Annotated in this window: 11 protein-coding genes; 2 read left to right on the top strand and 9 right to left on the bottom strand. The window is 67.7% G+C overall.

Annotation, left to right across the window (positions count from 1 at the left end; all coding sequences use genetic code 11):
• Nucleotides 1-50 precede the first annotated feature (50 nt).
• Together ACR81A_RS12320 and ACR81A_RS12325 are read left to right on the top strand one after the other, a co-directional pair.
• Nucleotides 51-1,511 carry a catalase gene (locus ACR81A_RS12320; protein WP_202380845.1) on the top strand — a complete coding sequence of 487 codons (1,461 nt, stop codon included), beginning with the start codon at nucleotides 51-53 and terminating at the stop codon, nucleotides 1,509-1,511.
• Nucleotides 1,512-1,630: 119 nt separating this feature from the next.
• Entirely contained in the window at nucleotides 1,631-2,398 is a 768-nt protein-coding gene (locus tag ACR81A_RS12325; protein ID WP_202380844.1) for a polyprenol monophosphomannose synthase, read from the top strand.
• Between the two features lie 41 nt (nucleotides 2,399-2,439).
• On the opposite strand, the gene ACR81A_RS12330 is transcribed toward ACR81A_RS12325, so the two are convergent.
• From ACR81A_RS12330 to ACR81A_RS12370, 9 genes are all read right to left on the bottom strand, one after another.
• Nucleotides 2,440-9,825, bottom strand: coding sequence for a DUF5979 domain-containing protein (locus ACR81A_RS12330; RefSeq protein ID WP_440311966.1), 7,386 nt, complete (start codon nucleotides 9,823-9,825; stop codon nucleotides 2,440-2,442).
• A gap of 207 nt (nucleotides 9,826-10,032) precedes the next feature.
• On the bottom strand, nucleotides 10,033-10,662 hold the full coding sequence (hpf, locus tag ACR81A_RS12335; protein ID WP_202380842.1) for a ribosome hibernation-promoting factor, HPF/YfiA family: 630 nt from the start codon (nucleotides 10,660-10,662) through the stop codon (nucleotides 10,033-10,035).
• A gap of 95 nt (nucleotides 10,663-10,757) precedes the next feature.
• Nucleotides 10,758-11,465 (bottom strand): ComF family protein, encoded by a 708-nt coding sequence (locus ACR81A_RS12340; protein ID WP_440311967.1) that lies wholly within the window; start codon nucleotides 11,463-11,465, stop codon nucleotides 10,758-10,760.
• Between the two features lie 99 nt (nucleotides 11,466-11,564).
• A complete protein-coding gene (locus ACR81A_RS12345; protein ID WP_440311968.1) occupies nucleotides 11,565-13,274 on the bottom strand; it encodes an LpqB family beta-propeller domain-containing protein in 1,710 nt (569 codons plus the stop codon).
• A complete protein-coding gene (gene mtrB / locus ACR81A_RS12350; RefSeq protein WP_202380839.1) occupies nucleotides 13,271-14,968 on the bottom strand; it encodes an MtrAB system histidine kinase MtrB in 1,698 nt (565 codons plus the stop codon). Before mtrB ends, ACR81A_RS12345 begins: the two co-directional genes overlap by 4 nt.
• A 4-nt stretch (nucleotides 14,969-14,972) precedes the next feature.
• A complete protein-coding gene (mtrA, locus tag ACR81A_RS12355; protein ID WP_440311969.1) occupies nucleotides 14,973-15,656 on the bottom strand; it encodes an MtrAB system response regulator MtrA in 684 nt (227 codons plus the stop codon).
• A gap of 127 nt (nucleotides 15,657-15,783) precedes the next feature.
• Entirely contained in the window at nucleotides 15,784-16,215 is a 432-nt protein-coding gene (locus tag ACR81A_RS12360; protein WP_202380837.1) for a hypothetical protein, read from the bottom strand.
• A 20-nt stretch (nucleotides 16,216-16,235) separates the two neighbouring features.
• A complete protein-coding gene (locus ACR81A_RS12365) occupies nucleotides 16,236-17,633 on the bottom strand; it encodes a DUF5719 family protein (protein WP_202380836.1) in 1,398 nt (465 codons plus the stop codon).
• Entirely contained in the window at nucleotides 17,630-20,788 is a 3,159-nt protein-coding gene (locus tag ACR81A_RS12370; RefSeq protein ID WP_440311970.1) for a glycosyltransferase, read from the bottom strand. The genes ACR81A_RS12365 and ACR81A_RS12370 overlap by 4 nt, the downstream gene beginning before the upstream one ends.
• Nucleotides 20,789-20,824 lie beyond the last annotated feature (36 nt).

The raw sequence follows: 20,824 nt of genomic DNA on the forward strand, positions 1-20,824 counted from the left end.
TACCGACACCTCACAAGCCACCCCACCACCCATCCGAAGAAAGAGGCGCTATGTCTGACATCAAGCCCACTACCACCCAGACGGGTACTCCGGTTGCGAGCGATGAGTTCTCGCTGACCGTTGGCACCGACGGCCCCACGGTGCTGCACGACCGCTACCTGGTTGAGAAGCTCGCTTCGTTCAACCGTGAGCGCGTGCCGGAGCGCAACCCTCACGCAAAGGGCGGCGGCGCGTTCGGCGAGTTCGTCGTCACCGAGGACGTTTCGAAGTACACCCGTGCCGCGGTGTTCCAGCCCGGCGCGAAGTCGGAGACGCTGATCCGCTTCTCCTCCGTTGCCGGCGAGCAGGGCTCCCCCGACACCTGGCGCGATGTGCGCGGCTTCTCGCTGCGCTTCTACACGACCGAGGGCAACCTCGACATCGTGGGCAACAACACCCCCACCTTCTTCATCCGCGACGGCATCAAGTTCCCCGACTTCATCCACTCGCAGAAGCGCCTCGGCGATTCGGGACTGCGCGACGCAGACATGCAGTGGGATTTCTGGACGCTGTCGCCTGAGTCTGCACACCAGGTCACCTACCTCATGGGCGACCGCGGCCTCTCGAAGAGCTGGCGCCACCTGAACGGCTACGGCTCGCACACCTACCAGTGGATCAACGCTGAGGGTGAGCGTTTCTGGGTGAAGTACCACTTCATTTCCCAGCAGGGCGTGGAGCACATGTCGGCTGACGAAGCTGAGAAGATCGCCGGCAGCGATGCAGACTTCTACCGCCGCGATCTCTTCGACGCGATTGCGCGCGAGGAGTACCCGTCGTGGGACGTGCACGTGCAGATCATGCCGTACGAGGACGCGAAGACGTACCGTTTCAACCCCTTCGATCTCACGAAGACCTGGCCCAAGGCGGACTACCCCCGCATCAAGGTCGGCACCTTCACGCTGAACCGCAACCCCGAGAACTTCTTCGCGCAGATCGAGCAGGCTGCGTTCTCGCCCGGCAACCAGGTTCCCGGCACCGGCATCTCGCCCGACAAGATGCTCATGGCGCGCGTGTTCTCGTACGCGGACGCACACCGCTACCGGATCGGCACGAACTTCAACGAGCTCCCCGTGAACCAGCCGCACGCGGCTGAGGTGAACAACTACATGCACGAGGGCAACATGCGCTACCACTTCAACAGCGCACAGCACCGCACCTACACGCCGAACTCCTACGGCGCAGCAGGCGGCCCCGTGGCGGATCCGCTGGCGGGCGTCGAGGGCAGCTGGGAGTCGGACGGCGAGCTCGTGCGCAGCGCGTACGCGCTCCGTTCCGAGGACGACGACTTCGGCCAGGCCGGCACGCTCTACCGTGACGTGTTCTCGGCAGAGTCGAAGGCCACCTTCCACGATGTGCTGAACGGCCAGGCCCACGCCATCACCGTGCCCGAGATCCGTGAGCGTTTCTTCCAGTACTGGACGAACGTTGACGCCGAGCTCGGCCAGATCCTGCGGGATCGCTTCGCTGCGTAAGCACACGCCGCACGCACTCGCAGTCGCGTACCTCGCGTAAATCACGCTGCGAGAGAACAGGTGGGAGGTCGCCCCGAATGGGGCGGCCTCCCACCGTCGTTTCTGCCAGGATGAACACCATGACCACTCCGGAGCGCCCCCGCGTCACCCGCGAGTTGCTTGTTGTTCTTCCCACGTACAACGAGCGGGCAACACTTCCGGCGACGGTGGCGGGCATCCTCGCCCACCTGCCGGCCGCGAACATCCTGATCATCGACGACGGCAGCCCAGACGGCACGGGCCGGCTCGCAGCCGAGCTGTCGGTGGACCCGCGCGTCACCGTGCGGCATCGCAAAGGCAAGCAGGGGCTCGGCACCGCGTATGCGCTGGGCTTCCAGATGGCGCTCGAGCGCGGCTACCGCTTCGTGGCCGAGATGGACTCCGACGGTTCCCACCTCCCGGTCGAGCTGCCTCGCCTGCTCGAGACCGCGCGCAAGGGGTACGGCCTCGTCATCGGCGCACGCTGGATCCGTGGTGGCCGCATCGTGAACTGGCCGTGGGCCAGGCGCGCGATCTCGCGCACCGGGACCCGTGTGGCGCGCACTTCGCTCCGCTCACAGCTGCACGACCTGACCAGCGGCTTCCGCGTGCTCGACACCGAATGGCTCGCCCGCCTCGACTTCAGCAAGCTCGACTCGCAGGGCTATGCCTTCCAGGTGGAAACAGCATGGACGCTTGAGCGGATGGGCTGCCCCATCGCGGAGGTGCCCATCACCTTCGTTGAGCGCACCGCCGGCTCATCGAAAATGAGCCCAGCAATTGTCTGGGAGGCGCTTCGCAACGTGCTCCGTTGGGGCTGGCGGCTTCGCGCGGACGAGCGACGAGCACGGGCGGGGCGTCGGCTCTAGGCCGTCGCCCCGCCCGCATCTCGCGTTTCAGCGGCGGCGCATTACCCCACGGTGCGCTTTCGTCGGCGGAGGATCAGCGCCCCTGCCCCCAGCAGCAGGAGCACGGCCGCGCCACCCAGCAGGCCTGAGCCTGCGCCCGTGACCACCAGCCCGCCTCCGGTCTGTGCGTACTCGTTCGTCACCCGCACAGTCGTGGGGAGCGCCGTGCCGTCGCCGTCCGGGCCGCGGAGAGCCACCAACACCGCATCGTCGGCCGGATCCTCATCGCTGAGCGCGGAGGTGGCCAGGTCCACGGTGGTGCGCTTGGCTCCCGCAGGATCCGGCTCGGTCACGGCGCAGCGGCTGCCCGCGGGAAGCTCCGTGATCTGCGCTGGCGTTCCCGGCGCGACGCTCGTGAGGGCGTCGTGATCAGTCACGGTCTTCTGTTCCCCACCGATCGTCAGCTCGCGCGTGCAGCTTGCGCGAATGTCGAAGGTTGCGGGGACCCGCGATTCACCAGCTCCGGCGCCCGTGACCCGCTTCTCGAGCTCGAGCGTTCCCGGCTCGAAGACGTTGATCATCTCGACGATCACTTCCTCATTCGGCAGGATCGTGACGGTTCGGTCGGGCGCCGCCACATGCGCGCCGCCCGATTCCGTCTCGCGCACGGTGCACTCTGCACCGCTCGGGATCCCGGTGACACTTCCCGAGGTCTGGTGCGCCCCAGGCGCGAAGCTCAGCCCGAGGGTGCTCTGCTCGCCCAGCGAGATTGCGTGTCCGCCGAGCGTGCACTCGATGCCGAACGCCACATCACCTGACACGGTGCTCGCGCTCGGCGCCTCGACCGTCTTGAGGATCGTCAACGCGCCGCCCGCCACAAACTCGTTCATAAAGTGGACGGGGGTGATGCCAGCCCGCACGGTGGGAACGTCGGCGGCACGATCAGCGGAGAGCTCCACTGCCTCGCCGTCAACTTCGGCGCTCACCTGTGTGGCACCACGGTGCTCAGTTTCGGTTGCGGTGCAATTCGCGCCGACGGGGATACCGCCCACAACGGTGCGCTCGGTTGCCCGCAGCGAGACCGTTCCCATCGAGCGGGTCTCCCCGCCGAAGGAGCAACTGAGCGCCACATCGAAGGTCGCGGCGTCCGGGAGCAGGCTCGCGGCGTTGCCGGTCACGTCGACCCCCAGCTCAACCTCCGCCTCGGCGAAGCTGTTCGTGATCGCGAGCGTGTTGTCCGCAGCGTCGAGCACGAGTTCCACTCCGTCGGCCGGGGCGACCACCGTGCTGTAGCCCGTGGGCGCTGGCGTCGAGAACGCCGAACCGTACTGCCCTGGTGCGGTGGCGGGCTGCGGCTCGTACCGCATATCCGTCACAACACAGTTTCCACCGACTGGCATCGAGGAAAGCGTGATCGGAGCAATGTTCTCCCCGGGGAATGTAACGTCCCTCACGAGCGCCGTCGCTGGATCTCTCCCTGGCACCGTGCAGCTCACGGTCGCGGTATATTCCTTGTCCGTGATGTGCCAGCTCGTCGCGGGCCCATCTTCGAGCGCAAGCGTGACGGTCAGCGCGGTGTCTTCCCAGCGAGCGCCTGACCTCGGCGACTCCGCTGCCGGCAGCCAATGGCTCACCGCGCTGGGGCGCGCGCTCACAGCAACCGTGTTCCACGCCATCAGCGGGGTGCCTTCGAGCGCCTCGTCGCGTTCCTCCGGCACGTTGACCTGGAACTCGACAATCACGTACTCGCCGCCGCGAAGCTTGTCGCCGGTGAACGCAATGTCAGCGCCCAGCGCGCGGCTTCGTGCGTCACCCGTGTTCGACCAGACGGAGGACGAGCCGTTCTCGCAGCCCAGCGTGTCTGGGCCAGAATATGCGTCCGGCTTCAAGACGCACGGGTCAGCGTTCGCGGAATAACGGAATTCGCCTCCGCTGATCGCTGCATCGCCTCGAGCGCCCAGCTCGGTCGCGGTGTCGCCAGTCAGAAGCCTGGCCGAACCGGGAACGTAGCTCGGCTGCCACGCCGATCCTCGTGCGCTGTCCAGCACCGTCCCGGTGTCACCAATGCCAGGAATCTTGTCGACGAAACGCAGCTCGCTCAGATCCATGTTGCCCGAGTTGATGAGCTTCAACCGGTAAGTGAGCGTGCTCCCCACCGTGGTCTTCGCGACGCAGGGGTTGCGCACCCAGGTGCCGTCGCTCCAGTCGGAGATCGTGCTGGCGTCGCAGCCCTTTCGGTCGATCGTGTCCCATCCGCCGTGCGTCGCGTCGATGTACGACTCTGCACGCACAGAGTCATTGCGCAGTGTCGTCGCAAAGGCCTCCGAGACACACTCTCGGGCGCTTGCGTCGGGAGCAGCACAGGCGGATGGCACTGCCGCTCCTGCAATCCCAGCGCCGACAATCCGTGCGACGTTGCGTACGCTCGCGCCCGCCGCGACGCCGTCGCCCATCTGGAGCGGCACCTGGATCACGATGCGCTCGCCTGGCCGGAGCACCCAATCCTCAGGGGCCGTCCAGCGTATCTGCTGCTCATCATTCACCGTCTCTACGACGAACTTCAGGTCATCAGTTACATCTTCTGGGCTCGCGCCCAGACGATAGATCTGAGCAGCCCACTTCGCACCGTCGTTGACGGCGTTGTACGCGAGCGTGTCGGGCAGTACGTCCGTCCCCGAGACTCCGTACAGGTTGCTCGTTGCGGCCGCGCGGTTTTCGAGCACAACGGTGAAGTTCACCCAACTGCCCGGGTTGGCGGTGGTTGTCGTCACCCCGGTGTTGCGATCGGCGTCGTAGCTGGTGTACTTCTTCACCAGCGGCTGGGGCACACCCGGCTGAATTGTGGCGTTCGCGTTCGCGTTGTCCACCTTCGAGCGGGGTGCGTCGAAGCTCCCAATAAACGAGACCCCGGCAGCGGTGAGCCCCGACTGCCAGCTCTGCGCGTTCTCGGGCAGCTGGGTCGCGGGAGCGAGCTCCTGCGGGTCACTGCGCAAGTGCGTTCGCAGAACGGTGTCAATGTTAAGGGCTCCCTGCGCGCCACGGATGATGCGCTGGTTCAGGCCATCCGCGCCAACGAACTGCACACGGAACCCCGTCACCTCGTTCCAGGCGTGCGGTCCGGCGCCACTCTGCGGCAACACAATCCGGTTCTGCGCGCCGAGGCTCGCCGCTCCCCAGACGCCCGCCTCATCGCGCACCCACACCTCTGCGCTGAGCGCTCCCATGGGGAAGCTCAGGTTCGCCCCCACTGCGTCGAACGCATCGAACGCGGAGCCCGGAGCGATCTCAAAGCCCGCGGGATCTCCGTCCGGCCATGTTCCGCCCAGCAACGCGGAGTCCGTTGCCAAGCGCAACGCGCTGACATCGAGGTTGCCCGTGTTTCTGATCGTTGCGGTCCACCGCTTCTGCGGGCTCGTTGCCTGCGCGGTATCGCGATAGATCGCGGTACTCGGCGCGGTCACGCCGATCTCAACCGCACTCTTTTCAACGTCCACCATGATCTCGGCGAAGCGCCACGCGGGCTGCTTCCCCAGTTCGGCTGCCGTCGCCTGACGAGCCGTGAGTGCCTCGAAGCGGCCGGAGACCGTGGGCGCGATCTGCGCCATCTGATCAACTGTCGCGCCCTCGACCTGTACCGCACCATCGATCTGCACGGTGTTGCTCTCGGTCGCGCCAGACAGGCACTGGGGCACACCCGCGTCAAACTGATAGTTGAACCCGGTGCGCAGCGTGTCGCGGAGCGTCAGGTCGAAGCTGATGGAGCCGCTTGTCCCGCCGCTCGTGCGGTGTACGCCGATGAACTTGCCGGCTTCCGCCCACTCGACTGAGACACTGACGATGTCCGCCCACTCGAGCTCACTCGGGTTGAGATCCTCGAACGGCGTGTCCACCGGTGCGACCACGCTCTCGGTGGCACCATTCGCGTCGGTGTACACGATACGACCGTCGATCCGAGGACCCTTCTCACCAGGCTTGATCTTTGCGGCGTTCTCGGTTGGCCAGTCGAAGTCGCTCACTCCCGCGAAGTCGTTGATTGCGAAGGGATTGCGATCTCGTTCAGCAACGCACTCGTCAACACCAGGCGCCGGCGCGGGCCGGGACCCTCCCACGCTTGCGGAGAGCTGGTCGAGGCCAACCCCGATGCTGCCGGGCTGCTCCCACTGGTTCCAGGCGTCGACTTTCTCAACGCCGAGCGCCGTGCGGTTCTGCGCGTCGAGCGTGATCCGCGACGGGGTCTCGTTCTGTGCCACGAGGTACCCATCCACCGGCTTCCCTGCCTGGTTGAGACCGCGCCAGGAGACCGCAACATCGGTGAACAATTCGGTCGCCTCAAACACGCCAAACGGGACCGAGCTCGACGTCGTGTGCGTGGTGGTTCCCGCCGCGTCCTTCGACAGGATGGAGGCGGTGTTGCGGTATGTCGTGCCGCTGTTCGAGCCGGTCACCCGCTCACTCGGATCGGAGAGGAAGGTATCGCGCAGCGACATGTCGAGGGTGGCGGAGAACGCACCGAAGCGCTGCAGCGGCTCGTCCGTATCCGCGCGTGTGACGGCGATTTCGACGCCACCGACGCGGGCCATTTCGCCGGTCGCCCAGTCGCGATCCCAATCAATCTCGCGCTCAATCCTCTGGAACGCGAGGTAGCCTTCGCTCTGCGAGTCGCTGATCTCGTCCGCTGTCAGGGTCCTCGTCGCCCCGCCCTCAAGCGTCAGCTCCGTACTGGGCGCCACCGTGCCCACGGGGCCGATCGCGGCACCGGAGACGTCGACAAAGCGGAAGGTGAGCTGCTGGTCGGGCCCCAGGCGGGCACCCCGCACCCCGGTGAGGGCGAATACGTCGAGGGCTTCCTTCGCGCCGCCGCGGTCCGTCAACACGGTCCGCACGGTGTCCGCGGAGCCGGGCACACCGGAGAGCACGAACGCGGTCTTCGGCTGCTGGCCGGCGATGCCTGAGCGTGCGGCGTCCGCCGTGTAGTGCTTGTACATCGCCGCGCGGAGCAGGTCCACCAGGAAGAGGGAGTCAGCGCCATCCGCAAAGTCGCCGTTCTTGCCGGTCGTCACTCGGGCAACGTTGCCCACCGCGAGCAGACCCGGGGTTTCTGGGGCGCCGATGGTGTCCGGCGACACCTTGGCGCCGCCCACCATTTGCGTGTCACGGAACTTCACCGTCGAGCCGTCCGCGCTCGCGCAGCGCACGTTGGTCGGGAATGTCGCCGCTCCCTCGGGGGTGATCACCGTCTCGATGCCCACAATCAGCTCGGGATCGATGCTCTCCTCGTACGCCACCTTCGTGACCTTGGTGGGGTCGTTTGCGCGGTCAACAACCCACACGTTGTGGCTCGTTTCGCTTGCGACTGGCTTCTCGTCAGGAGCCTTTCCGGTGGTGCACACCGCAGGATCGTCCGAGAACGAGGTCACACGAATAGTGTTGAAGGGGCTGCTCTTGAGCCCGGAGAGCTTGGGCTCCTGCTGCGGATCCTGAATCCGCAGTTCGCGTGCGCCCGTTGCTTCGCTGGCGTCTTCCTTCGCGCTCGTCGACGCGACGAAGCGCAGCTTGTGGTCCGCGAAGTCCTGCGGGTCTCGCTCGGGATCGTACAGATCCCCCGCGTGTGCAATACCCGTGAGCGGGTACACCGTTTGATCGCTGCCGTCCTCGTTGCCGAACCGCTTGCCGAGCTTCACGGTGATCTGCGGCTTCACGAGCCGGAGCGTGGCCTGAATTGTGGTCTCGGAGATCTTCGCGCCGGTCGCGGTCTCCGCAACGATATTGGCAATCGCACCGACCGTGGTCTCCCCGCTCCCGCTCGCGGGGGGCACGATCTCGGCGCCCGTGTTGCGCAGGTGGGTGCGGAGCGTGCTCGAGAGCTCGATGCCGCCTGCGCAGCGTGCGGTCTCCTCGCAGGCGCCCGAGATGACCGACCCGTCGGCCGCGGTGAACACGACGATGATGCCGCTCACCTGCGCGAGCGCGGGAAGCTCGTCATCGGGCACGGGCGCATCCGTCTCGGGTCCGGGAGCGGGCGTCCATGCACCCGCGGAGCCAGTCACATTCTGCACCGCGCCCGGAGTCTTGTCGTTCCCGTAGAGATACTGGATCGTTGCCGCGGTCGCGCCCGCGGGGAAGCGCAGCCGCGGCGCACTCGTGAGTTCCTGGTAGTCGAAGTAGCGGCTGTTCAGCGCTGGCAGTGAGATCGAGAGGTTCTTGAGGCCAGGGATGCCCGAGTTCCACGACTCCACCGTGAGCGTCGAGGGCTCTGCCGATCCGTAGACGCTCGTCGATTCACCGGAATCCGTCTTCCAGCTGACATCGTGCTGAATCGAGGGCAGCACGGCCTCAACCGTAATCGCCGCAGCGAGCTCCTTCGTGACCGATGGGACACCGCCCGCAGCCGGACGGTCGACCGAGTCCGTCACATCAGCTGCGAGGTGAATGGCACGCGAGTTCGTCCCCTCGAGGACGATCCGGTTGCCGGAGCGGTCCGTCGACCTGAGCGTGTACTCGGCCGTGAGCGACACAGTGCGCCCGCCGGCATCAGCCATGTCACGCCCGGGAACGCCGCGCAGCGCCACGTCGTAGCCGACGACGTTCGCGGCAACAGGCACGACGAGCTCGCCCTGAGGGATCGTGGTTTCGCTGGTGCTGCCGTCCGCGTGTGTGAAATCGACCTTGGCACCCCCGGGATTCGCACTGAGGCTCAATGCAGCGAGATCAAAGGCCTCCGAAACAGGAAGGGACGTGCCCGCGGGCGGCTGCGTGCCTGGAACCCGGAACCGCAGCGTGCTGGGCGCATTCGCCTCGGCAGTGCCGCTGAACGTCGCGATCGCGCGGGCGTCGTTCCCCGTGGTCTCCTCGGTCACAGCACTTCGGTTCCAGCTCGCGCTCGCGTTCTCCAGCCCGGCGCGCTCGTACGCGCGCAGTGTGACAGTCACATCGCTCGTGATGGCGTCCTCTGCAACCCCGCCCGGGATGAGCGTGCCGGTCGCCGTGAGTCGTGTTCCGTCAAGCCCGGCGTCCACCATCGTGTCGATCTGTGCGGGCAGGAACGCGATGGCGGTGCTGCCGAGCTTGTCCCACACGAGCGTGAGCACCGTGCTCCCGTTCGGGCCAGGCACCACGCTCTCGACGCGGGAGCCCGTGGGGGCGTTGAATCCCCCTTCAACGAAGTTCACCGGCGCGGGGAAGGTGACGGTCAACGCCACCGGGCCACAGCCGTCCGGGTCAGGACAACCGACGCTCGCCACGTATGTGAAGTCGTCTCCCGCGTTCACCTCGGTGACCGGTGCGCCACTCGCCAGATCCACGGTCGATAGCGCGAACGTCACCGGCGGGGCCGCGACGGCAGCGGGTGCACCAAGCGCCCCGAGCCCCGCGATCAACGCTCCGACGAGCAGCGCGGCCAGTGTTCCTCTGCCGCGATTCACACCGCTTCGAACTGATTTCTTGCGCACCTGGTGTCCTCCCCAAGGCCCGCTACAGCGCCCCCATGAGAACACACCATTCTCGCGCAGCAAGCTAGATACATAGCAAGCTACCAAGAAAAAACAAAAAACTACAGGGGATACAGCAATCCTTCATGCCGAAGACATACGAAAGCCCCGAGGACTCCCTGAATCCTCGGGGCTTTCATCTCGATCCCGGCCTCCCGGGATGCCCGGCTATGCCTCCGCGAGGCTAATCACGCCGTAGTTCCATCCCTTGCGCCGGTAGACCACGCTCGGGCGGCCCGAACCGTGCTCCACGAACAGGAAAAAGTCGTGGCCGACAAGCTCCATCTGGTCGACTGCATCCTCGACCGACAGACGCTCCGCGGGGAACTCCTTGCTGCGGATCACTACGGGCGTGTACTGCTCCTCGCCCGAGTCCGAGGCCACGGGGATCTCGCCCGTCGCTACCGACTCGAGCACCTCGAGCGGGGCGGGCGTGACGTCGATCATGCCGAAGTCGTTCGCCGCGGCATCCCCGAGCGAGGTGCGGCCGCGACCACGACGGTCGTGGCGACGATCCTTCATCCGCCGAATGCGTTCCAGGATCCGACCGTAGGCGATATCGAAGGCGGTGTACTTGTCGGCGCCGGCCGACTCCGCACGGATCACCGGCCCCGGGCCGATCAGCGTGAGCTCCACCTGATCGCCGTTCTGGGGGCTGCGGTCGCTCTGTCGCGAGACACGCACTTCGAACGATTGAGCCTTGGGCAGCAGCCCAGCCACCTTGTCAGTCTTCGACTCGACATACTGCTCGAATCGATCGGTAATCCCAACATTCTTGCCGCGGATGTTCACGTCCATGGTGACCTCCCAGGTGACTCAGGCGGGTGGGCCAGTGCGGCGCACCGCTACGCCTTTCTCGAACTCTACTCCACTCGCCAGCGCCGCTGCCACCCTCATCTGATTTGCGCTCCCAGTACCTGTTCAGCACGCGATTCAGCAACACACAGCACGGCGATCGCGACGACCCGGGAGCCCGCTGATTCACAGGCATCGCGGGCCGCAAGGAGCGTCGCGCCGGTGGTCATGACGTCGTCAACGAGCACCACCTCACGCCCGCCGAGGCCCGGGCGTGCCGCATGCCGAACCGCGATCATCCGCGCATTTCGCGCCCGCTCACGCGGTGACAAACCGACCTGGCCGCGGCGCCCCCGCGTCGTGCGGAGCGCTCGCCTTACCTGCCCTCGCATCGCCTGCCCACGGCGCGCGTGTGCGAGGAGAAGTTCGACGGGTCGGTACCCTCGCTCGCGGAAGCGCGCCGGCGTGGAGGGCACCGGCACGAGCACGGGCGGCGCAGTGTCCGTGCACTCAGCGACGGCTCGCGCGAGCGGTTCACGCAGCTGTGCGCCCAGAAGAGCGGCGCCTCGGGCACTGCCGCCGTTCTTGTAGGCGAGAAGGAGCGCGCGGAGCGGCCCGGCGTAGAGTCCGCGCGCATACGCCGGGATCCCGATCTCGACACGTAGCGGCGGGGTGGGCACGTGGATCTCAGCCACACAGTCGTCACAGAACTCGCGGTCGGGAGCCCCGCATGCGAGGCACTCGGTCGGCCACACAAGAGCCAGCAGATCCAAGGCGAGCTCGCGGAGCAGGGGATGCAGGGGCATGGCTCCAGTCTCCATGAGCACCGCGCGCTCACGAGTCTCGCTATCGAACTGGGGATCCGTGACGCTGCGCTCCTGCGTCGCCAACCCTGTGAGCGGGGCTCACCCCCGCTTCGCGAGGATCTCGATGTCGTCGTCAACCCGCTGCCAGCCGCTCCCCTGCGGTGCATACAGCGAGCCGTCAGCACTCAACACACGGAGATAGTTCTTCCCGCCGCCACCGCTCACCTTGACCCCGTTCTGCACCGAAGTCTGCTCGGAGCTGATCGCGCCAATTCCACCGAGGCTAATCTTCCCCGCGGTGCCGACACGGGTGAGCGCCGCAAAGCGGAGCTGCCCCACCCAATCGAGATCAAGCGGTGCACCAGACACCCACAGCGTCGTCTCGGCCTCCGCAGTGGTGCGCACCGGCACACCAGCCGCGTCACGCACGATCCCGCCCATCAACACGGCGCTCTCGTCGCCGTCCTCAACGAGCGCCGCGATCCTGCTGCCGTCGGGGGACACACGGACCGCAACAACGGTGCGCCCAGCGAGCCAGGGAGCCGCGATGCCCACCGCGACACCCTCGGCGTTCGTCGCGAGCAACTGCTCCGGGTGCGCCGCAGACGCCGTCCAGATGTACCCGAGCGGATCGAAGCTGGGTTCGAGGAGCTTCGGTCGGGTGTCGATCAGCGTCGCCCCGTTCTCGTCGACACGACTCACCCCACCCGGATGTCGCACCGCGGCAGCCCGCTCGTCGAGCGCAAGGGTCACTGCGCTCGGGTCGAGTTCGTGAATCAACGGGCCGAACTGTGGCGTCTCCGTCAGTTCGCCGGCAACTAGTGCACCGAACTGGTCGTCGATCATCACGGCGGGAGTGCTCGGCACGCTCACCATGCGTGGCGCGTTCGCTTCGTCACCGACATTCGAGCGGAGCGGGGTGCCGTCGACGAGCAGCTCAAACCCGGTGACGCCCGGCACCGTCTGCAGACTCGACTTGAGCTGCTGGCGCAGCTCAGCAAGTGCGGCCGGCTGCGCCTCCATGAGCTGGTTCGTGAGATCAATGCGCGCGGATCCGTCGACCACCGGCACCGAGCTCTTCGCCAGCGCGGTCCCGGATGGGAAGCCGCTGCGCAGCACCTCGCGCATTCCCTCACTCGGCCCCTCGAGCAGCGCCCCAACGATCTCGGTGGTGAGCGAGCTGCGGGTGAGGAACCAGCGCGTCTCGGGCACCAACAGGTTACCGGCGCCGATGTAGTAGAGCTGGTGCGGCGACCAAATAGTCGAGAACATCGTGGAGTCGAGAATGATCCCGTTCGGGGCCGAAGAGATGCGCCACTCGGCGCCGACTCGCTCGAACTCGAACCGCATCTCGAGGCTCGGCCCCGGGCCGACGGGCAGCATCTCGCCAGCGGCGTCGACCTTCGCGGACACGGCAAGCGACAGCACGCCCGCGGTGTCGCCATCTGCGCGGTAGGGGCGGCTCCCCCCGTCGATCAGTACGCCCGAATTGGGATCCCACTGGCCCGCGTACTTCGTGGTGAGGAACTCACGCGCTGTCGCGTACTCATCCGCGGAAGAGGTCGCCGCGAGCACAAAGCCGCGCACCAGGTCCTCCTGACTCGCCCCGGTCACGGGCCCCGGCGGCTTGTACTGGTACACCTGGTCCGCCTGCTTGAGGTCGGTGAGCCCGACCTCAACGGGGCCGGCTGTGGGAATCGCCACGCACCCGGCGAGCGCGAGCGCCGCCGCGGTGACGAGCACACCGCGCGCCCCGCGGCCCGCGCGTGTGCGCCGCGCCGCGCCGCGCAGTTTCCGATTCCCGCTCATCGGCGCTTGTCCTTCCTGATTCGGCGGCCGGGCCTCCGTAGCCAGCCACCTGTCGTCCCGATATCGCCCTCCGCCGCAGTGGCACCCTCCGGCACGAGCGGCAGCGGCGAGACGAAACTGGTCACGTGCTCGCCGCGCGGGAGCGTCAGGCGGAAGTTCGATCCCTCCCCCGGCTGCGACCATGCGTCGAGCAAGCCGCCGTGCACAGCGGCGTCTTCCTGGGCGATCGCGAGCCCCAGGCCAGTGCCGCCGAGCGTCCGCTTGCGTGAGGGGTCGGCGCGCCAGAACCGATCGAACACGTGCTCGGTCGCGTCCGCCGTCATGCCGATGCCCCAGTCACGCACCGCCACGGAGATCGCCGATGCGTTCGAGTCAATCGTCACGAGGATCGGCTGGCCCTCACCATGCTCAATGGCGTTGCCCACCAGGTTCGAGACGATGCGTCGGATCCGGCGCGGGTCAACCTCGACCGGAGCGTATCCACCGAGCGCGCGCACCTCGATCTGGCTGTCGGACAGCGTCTGCAGCCCATCGACCACCTCACCGACCAGCGCAACGAGGTTGGTGGGCTCGGTCTCGAGCGTCACTCTGCCGGCGTCGTAGCGCGAGATTTCAAGGAGATCGCCGAGCAACAGTTCGAAGCGCTCCACCTGCGTGCCGAGCACCTCGACCGCGCGCTGCTGCCCGGGCTCGAGGCCTTCGGCGTTCCCCTGGATCACCTGGCTCGCGAGCCGAATCGTGGTGAGCGGGGTGCGCAGCTCGTGCGACACATCCGAGACGAAGCGCTGCTGCATCTCCGAGAGATGATCAAGCTCGCGGATGCGGGCCTGCAGCGTGTCGGCCATGTCGTTGAAGCCTTCGGAGAGCACATCGAAGTGCTCATCATTCTGGAGCGGCATGCGCGCATCGCTCTCACCCGCGGCCAGCCGCCTGCTCGTGTCGGCCGCCGCCCGCAGCGGACGGAACACGATGCGCGACATGATCCACACCAGGATGCCGATGAACGCCATCATCGCCGCAGCGGTGATGAGCAGCGTGCGCAGCACAAAACTCAGCGTGTTCTGCGTATCGCCGAGGTTGTAGCCGATGAACAGGTCGTAGGTGCCGGCCCCCGCGGGAAAGACCAGTCGCGAGGCGACGAGAATGCCCGGCGCACTCGAGCCGTCCTCCTCCACAAACGTAACCGGCTGGTAGTACTGCGGCTCGGTGCCCGAAGCGACGGCTTCCGACAGCTCGGCGCTCACGGATTCGATGAGCAGGTTCTTCGAGGTGATCGCGGGCGGCGCGTCCGGGTTCGGCGCTTGGCCCGGTTCTCGCCGCAGGTAGACGAGCTGGCTCGACGAGGCGTCCTGCACCGTGCGGCGCACTGAGCCGGCAAGCAGCGACAGCGATCCGCCGTCGGAGGCGTCGGAGGCGTCGATGAGCCGCTGCGCCGCAAGCGTGGCGCGCGCAGAGTCCTGCAGCGCCTGATCTCGACGCGAGGAGTAGAGGTCGCCGCTGATGCTCGTGAGGAGAAAAACTCCGGCTACGAGCACCATGAAGCCCGTCACGAGGCCCGTGATCGTCATGGTGCGCACCATGAGCGACCGCCGCCAGCGCGCACGGAACGGCCCGAACACCGGCTGCGTGAATCGCACCCAGCGCAGGTGGAGGCGCCGCAGCGCGATCCCAAGCCGAGAGCGGCGGGCTGCCACGCGGCTACTCCGGGGAGGAGCCGGCGCGATACCCGACGCCACGCACCGTGGTCACGATGGTCGGGTGATCGGGATCCTGCTCAATCTTTGCCCGCAGCCGCTGCACATGCACGTTCACGAGGCGGGTGTCAGCCTTGTACTGGTACCCCCACACTTTCTCGAGCAGCACCTCACGCGTGAACACCTGCTGCGGCTTCCGCGCGAGGATGGCGAGCAGGTCAAACTCGAGCGGGGTGAGCGGAATCACCTGGCTGCCGCGGCGCACCTCGTGGGCGGCAACGTCAATCGTCAGGTCGCCGATGCGCAGCGTCTCCGTTGCCTCCTGCTGCGGCTCGCGCAGGCGTGCGCGAATCCGCGCGATGAGCTCGACGGGGTTGAACGGTTTCACCACGTAGTCGTCGGCGCCGGCTTCGAGGCCGCGCACCACGTCGCGGGTGTCCGTGCGCGCGGTCAGCATGATGATCGGGGTGCCCGACTCCGTGCGGATCTTCTCTGCCACCTCGATGCCGTCGAGGCCCGGGAGCATGACGTCGAGCAGCACCAGATCGGGGCGCATCTCACGGAACTTCTCGACCGCTTCAGCCCCGTCCACCGAGAACTCCGTCTCGAAGCCCTCGCCCTGCAGCACCATGCCCAGCATTTCGGCAAGCGCCCGGTCGTCGTCTACCACCAAGATGCGCGCACTCATGGTCCCATTATGACTGGCTCGGGCGAGGAATACGTGTGACGCGGGCCATTCCGCGTCGGATCAGGCAAAGCTTGGACACTCTCCGGGAGGCCGGCCCTGCTGCCAGCGCCCTCAAACGCCGCGCAACTCAGTAGTGGTCGAAGCGGCCGGGCAGTACTTCCCACGGCTCGCGGCCCAGATACTCAGACACCGCAAGATGCACGCAGTGCTCAACAAAGTACCGGCGGTGCTCGTCGTCGTTCACGTGGAGACCACGTGCGCGCTGGATCGGCATCCGGAAGAGCATGATGGTGCGGGCCTTCCGGTCGATGGCATAGAGCAGCGGATGGCGGCTCTCGCCGCGGCCGCTCGGAGCGGTCTGAAACCCAATACGCACCCCGTCGAGCTCTGCGGGGAAGTGCTGCTGCAGGAGCTGCACCGCACCGCGGGCATCGGCTTCAAATCGCGGAACCCTGCCCGAGACATCCGGCAGGTGCGGCCCCACGAGCGCCGACCGGATCGGTCGTCGCCCGTGCCGACGAGAAACCCTGCTGCGCTGGGCACGCTGACGACCGAACATGCCCCCAGTCTAGGCCCCCGCTACCGGGTGTAGACGGTCAGCTCACCTTCGCGCGGGTCTGGCGCAAGCACCGGGTATCCCGCGATGTCGGCGTCCTTCAGGTAGCGCACGCCAGCGGCGATGGGCGCCGAGGATTCGAGCATCGCGTCAGACGGAGCCGAAACAGCAACCGCGGCGCCCGCGGGAACCGTCTCGGTGCTCGGCTTCCCCTTCCCACTCGCTGCCGTGATCTGCACCGTCGCAGCCTCCGTGCCGGAGTTGACGAGCACCAGTTTGCCCCCGGACACGACGGGCGCGGCCACCGGCTCGCCCGCTGCCATTTCTGTGGCGGGGACGAACCACTCGTAGTCGTGTTCGCGGCCCTTCGTCGCAGAACCGAGCACGCTCGCGAGCACCGGCGCGTCTGCCTCGATGACCACGGCGTTCGCGTTCGTTGGCCACGTCGTGATGCTCAGCTCGCCCACTGCGCTCGGCAGGAGCTTCAGCTCACCCAGGTCGGTGCTGCCACCCTTCGCGTCGATGGCGCGTGCGCGGAGCGTCGTCTCCGTGCCCCCGGGTGCGAGCGCACGAATGAGCACGGGGTAGTCGTCGCCCTCGCCGGAGTCGCTCGGCCCGCGCTCATGATCGCTCTCGTTCGCCACACCGGGGATCACCAGCCGCTTGGCGGGCTCCACCTGGCGGCCCACGGAGGACACCCCGTACGCGTCAAGGCCCAGCCGGTGTGCAATGCCGAGGCTCGCTGTCACCGGTGCACCGGTGCTCACCACGCGCACCGCGAAGCGATCCCGATCTGGAGCGTAGCCGTTCAGCGAGATGGTCTGCTCGGTTCCCGGAGCGATGAGCACGCCCGCGGTCTGCACCGCATCGACGGCGCCGTTCTCGTCGTGCACGGAAATCTCGACGGTCGCGGGCACGCCGCCCGGGTTGCCCAGGCTGAGCGTCGTAGAGACGCCCAGGCTGCTGCCGCCGCCAAGCAGCCACTGCTCGTTCAGCGGTTCGGCGCACGCGCTCGCTGTGGCGCCACGAAGCTGCTCACCGTTCACGGCCTGCACCTGCGCTGCCGCGAGCGGCTGCGCGATGGGGGCCGTGATCACCGAGGGGAGGCCCTGGCCGCCCTCGCTGCGCTGCAGGCTCGCGGTGCCAGCAGCCTCGCCGGAGACCGTCACCGAGGGCGAGCCGATGGGGATCGCGGCCCCAGGACGCGCCTCGTCGGCGCCCAGCACGGAGAACGCGCCGGCGCACACGAGCGTGCGGTTCGTGTTCTGGGTCGTGTCGACAACGAGGGGCTGCGGGGCGCGCGTCACTTCGGGAAGCGTCACGCTCCCGAGGGCGACCACCGCGGCGCCCGCGGCAGCGGCCACGAGCAGACCGGTGAGCGCGCGTGCGCCGCCACGCAGCATGCGGGTGCGGTCACTCATCGTGCGTCTCCGTTCGTCGCGGCGTCTGTGTCGGTATCGGTCGCGGCCTCGCTTGGAGTCGCCGCATCCGTGTCGGTGCCAGAAACCGCGCCGGCGTCGGAACTCGTGTCGACGTCCGTGTCGACGATCTCGACGTTCTCGACGTCCTCCGCTTCTGGCGCTTCCTGCGCAGTCTCAGGCTCTTCAGGCTCTTCAGGCTCTTCAGGCGCTTCCGGCGCAGCCTCCGGCTCTTCCGGCGCCGCCGCGGAGCTCTCCGCTACTGGTTCCACTTCCGATTCCGCTGACGCTTCGGGCTCGGCAACCGGCTCGGCCGACTCAGCCACCGGCTCCGCGGGAGCGACCGGGGTCACCGTCACCTGACTCCCGCGCTTCCGACGCTTCGGCCGCTTCCGACGCTCGGGGCGGTACGTCACCTCACCGGTGGGCAGAGCGAGCAGCAAGACACCCAGCAAGACGACCAGCTGCACCACCCAGATGGTGCTGCCCGTCAGCGTCGTGCCGTCCACGCGCTTTGCGGCATCGCCAGGATCCGCATCCTCGGTCTCCGGCTCCGCCACGCGCCACAGCAGACCCTGCTCCGTCTGTCCTGCGTTCACGAGCGCGGGGTGCTGATCGAACAGCCGCTGCAGCTCGGCGCGCTCAACATCGCTTCCTGAGCTGGGCAGCAGCACGAAACCCACACCGGCGTCGCGCAGCGACCCGGTGAGGTCGGGGCCACCCACGCTCGCGAGTCCCCCCACGAGCTCCGCGATCTGCCGGTCAGTGTTGTTCACCTCGGGAATGCGCTCGACGCTGCGCACGCGGTCAAGCCGCTCTCCCGCTCCAGTTACCACCTGCGCACGCACGGCGTGCGAGGCCTCGGCGGTGATCACGAGGGTGCGCACGCCCGGCTGCGTCTCCCCGGCGGCCTGCACAAGCGCGGGCATCTGCGTGGTTGCGGGGCCGAACGGCACGCGTCCGAGGAAGAGCTGCGCGCTCACCGGCACCACCGCAAGGATCGCGGTGACGAGTGCGACCGCAACCACGGGGGCCGCGCCCTTGCGGAGTGTCGACGCCCCCACCGATGCGAGGCTCAGCACGGCGAGCCAGTACACGGCGAGACCGGACCCGGTCCAGAGCGCAACGCTGGTGTCGCCTACAACGGTGAGCTGCAGCTGCGCCGCGCCAATGGCGGTGAGCATGCCCAGCCCGCCGAGCAGCGAGCTGAAGAGCGTCACCGCGACGCGACCGGTGAAGAGGCCGAGTACCGCGAGCAGCGCGATCGGCAGCATGAGCACACCAACGAGCAGCGTCGCCGGCGGGCCGCCGAGGCCGATCGCGTCGAGGATGCCCGCCCAACCCGCAAGCCCGAACTCCGGGAAGCCGAGCAGCATGTGCCACGGCGTACCCGGCTCAAACGGCAGCACGATGCCGGGATCGAGCAGAATGTCGAGCGGTCGCCCACTCGTGATGCCCACGACGATCTTTGGCGCAAAGAGCACGAGCGGCACAAGCGCGGTCGTGAGGACTCGCGCGGCACCGCGCAACGTCGTGAAGAGCCCAATGATGAGCAGCAGCACCGCGGCCGGGATCAGCACGGGAGCCGCGGCAAGTGCGACGCCGGCGAGCAGCGACGCGGTTCCAGCCCAGCTCCAGGACTCGCGGCAGCGCGTGGCGGCGAGCAGCAGCCACGGCAGCGTGATCGTGAGCACGAGCGTGGGCAGTCGGCCCGAATCGAGCGATCCGAGCAGCACCGGGCTGAGCGCGAAGCCGAGCGCGGTGAGCGCGCGGCCGGCCTTCGACTCGGTGAGCTGCGCCGCCCAGATCCAGGCGCCAAGCGCGGTGAGCGGAACCGCCGCAATGACCAGCAGCACGATCGCGTGCGAGGGGTTCCAGAACGTCAGCGTGCCGAGCAGCGCGAGCACCCACGTGAACGGATCGGCGGGCACGCCGTCGAGCGAACGAGTGTTCCACCACAGCTGATCGAGTGAGCTGAGTGGCGCGAGTCCCCCACCGGCGAGGCTCGTCTGCGGGAACGCCCACCAGGCAAGCGCAGCCGTCGCAACCAACGCAGCGACGAGCACCGCGAGTCCACCGGAGGAAATGAAATGCAGTTCGCGGCGCTGCATCCCCGTACTCGCGAGAATCGCCTCGCGGTCGATCATGCGCGCGGTGCGCACACTCTTCGGGTCGATGCGCAGGGGCCGGATCGCAGCCCACCCCGCGGTGTTGTTCCGCTTGATGCGCCGTCGCGACGCAATGATCGCGTGCGGCCTGAAGAACACACTGAAGGCGGCAACGAACTCGCCCAGCATGTTGCCGGGCTGCTCCCGAATGAGGGACCACACGACGCGCAGCACCGCGAGCACGGGCAGGCCGAGCCAGGCGAGGAACGCGAGCGGCGCGCGGGCGTAGGCGATCCGGCGGTGCAGGTGTGCGGTGCGGGCCTGGCGGTGCGCCTGGCGCAGCACCGATCGCTTCCGATCGATGCGGGGGCCCGCGACGCCGCTCTGCGCGAAGCGCACGCGAGACTCGGGCGCCACCTCGACACGGTGACCCGCGAGGCGGGCACGTACACAGAAATCGAGACCGTCGTCATACACCGGCAGCGCGGGATCGAACCCGCCGAGCTGCTCCCACACGTCGCGACGCACGAGCATCCCGACCGGGCCCACGCCCAGCACGTCCTGCAGGTGGTCGTACTGCTGCTGATCGAGCTCCTGCCGCCGGAGCGTCCAGCGGGAGCCGTAGCGAGTGAGACTCTGCCCCAGCTCGATGATGCGCTCGGGTCGATCCCAGTCCACAAGCTTGGGGCCAGCAACGGCGACCGAGGGTGCGCGCTGCACGGCGCGGAGAATGAGTGCGAGCGCCTCAGGCTCAGGGCACGAGTCCTCGCTGAGCAACCAGAGCCACTCGCTCACTTCGGGGTCGTCCACGGACTCCACGGCCTGCGCGCCGTGCGCGACGGCCTGTCCGAAGGAGACGCGGTTGCCAATGCCGATGACGCGTTCCGCGCCGCTCGCCATGAGCTGTGACCCCACCCCATCCGAGCCGCCGTTGTTCACGGCGATGATGGCCGCGGGCGCGACCGATTGAGCCGCGATGCCGGCGATGGTCTGGTCGAGCCATTCGCCACCCTGCTGGGCGACGAGAATGGCCGTTACTCTCGTGCGCATATCGCGCCCAGTCTAGGCTGCTCCGCGGCGTGAAAG

Source organism: Leucobacter chromiireducens (assembly GCF_051993095.1).
GTDB lineage: Bacteria > Actinomycetota > Actinomycetes > Actinomycetales > Microbacteriaceae > Leucobacter > Leucobacter chromiireducens.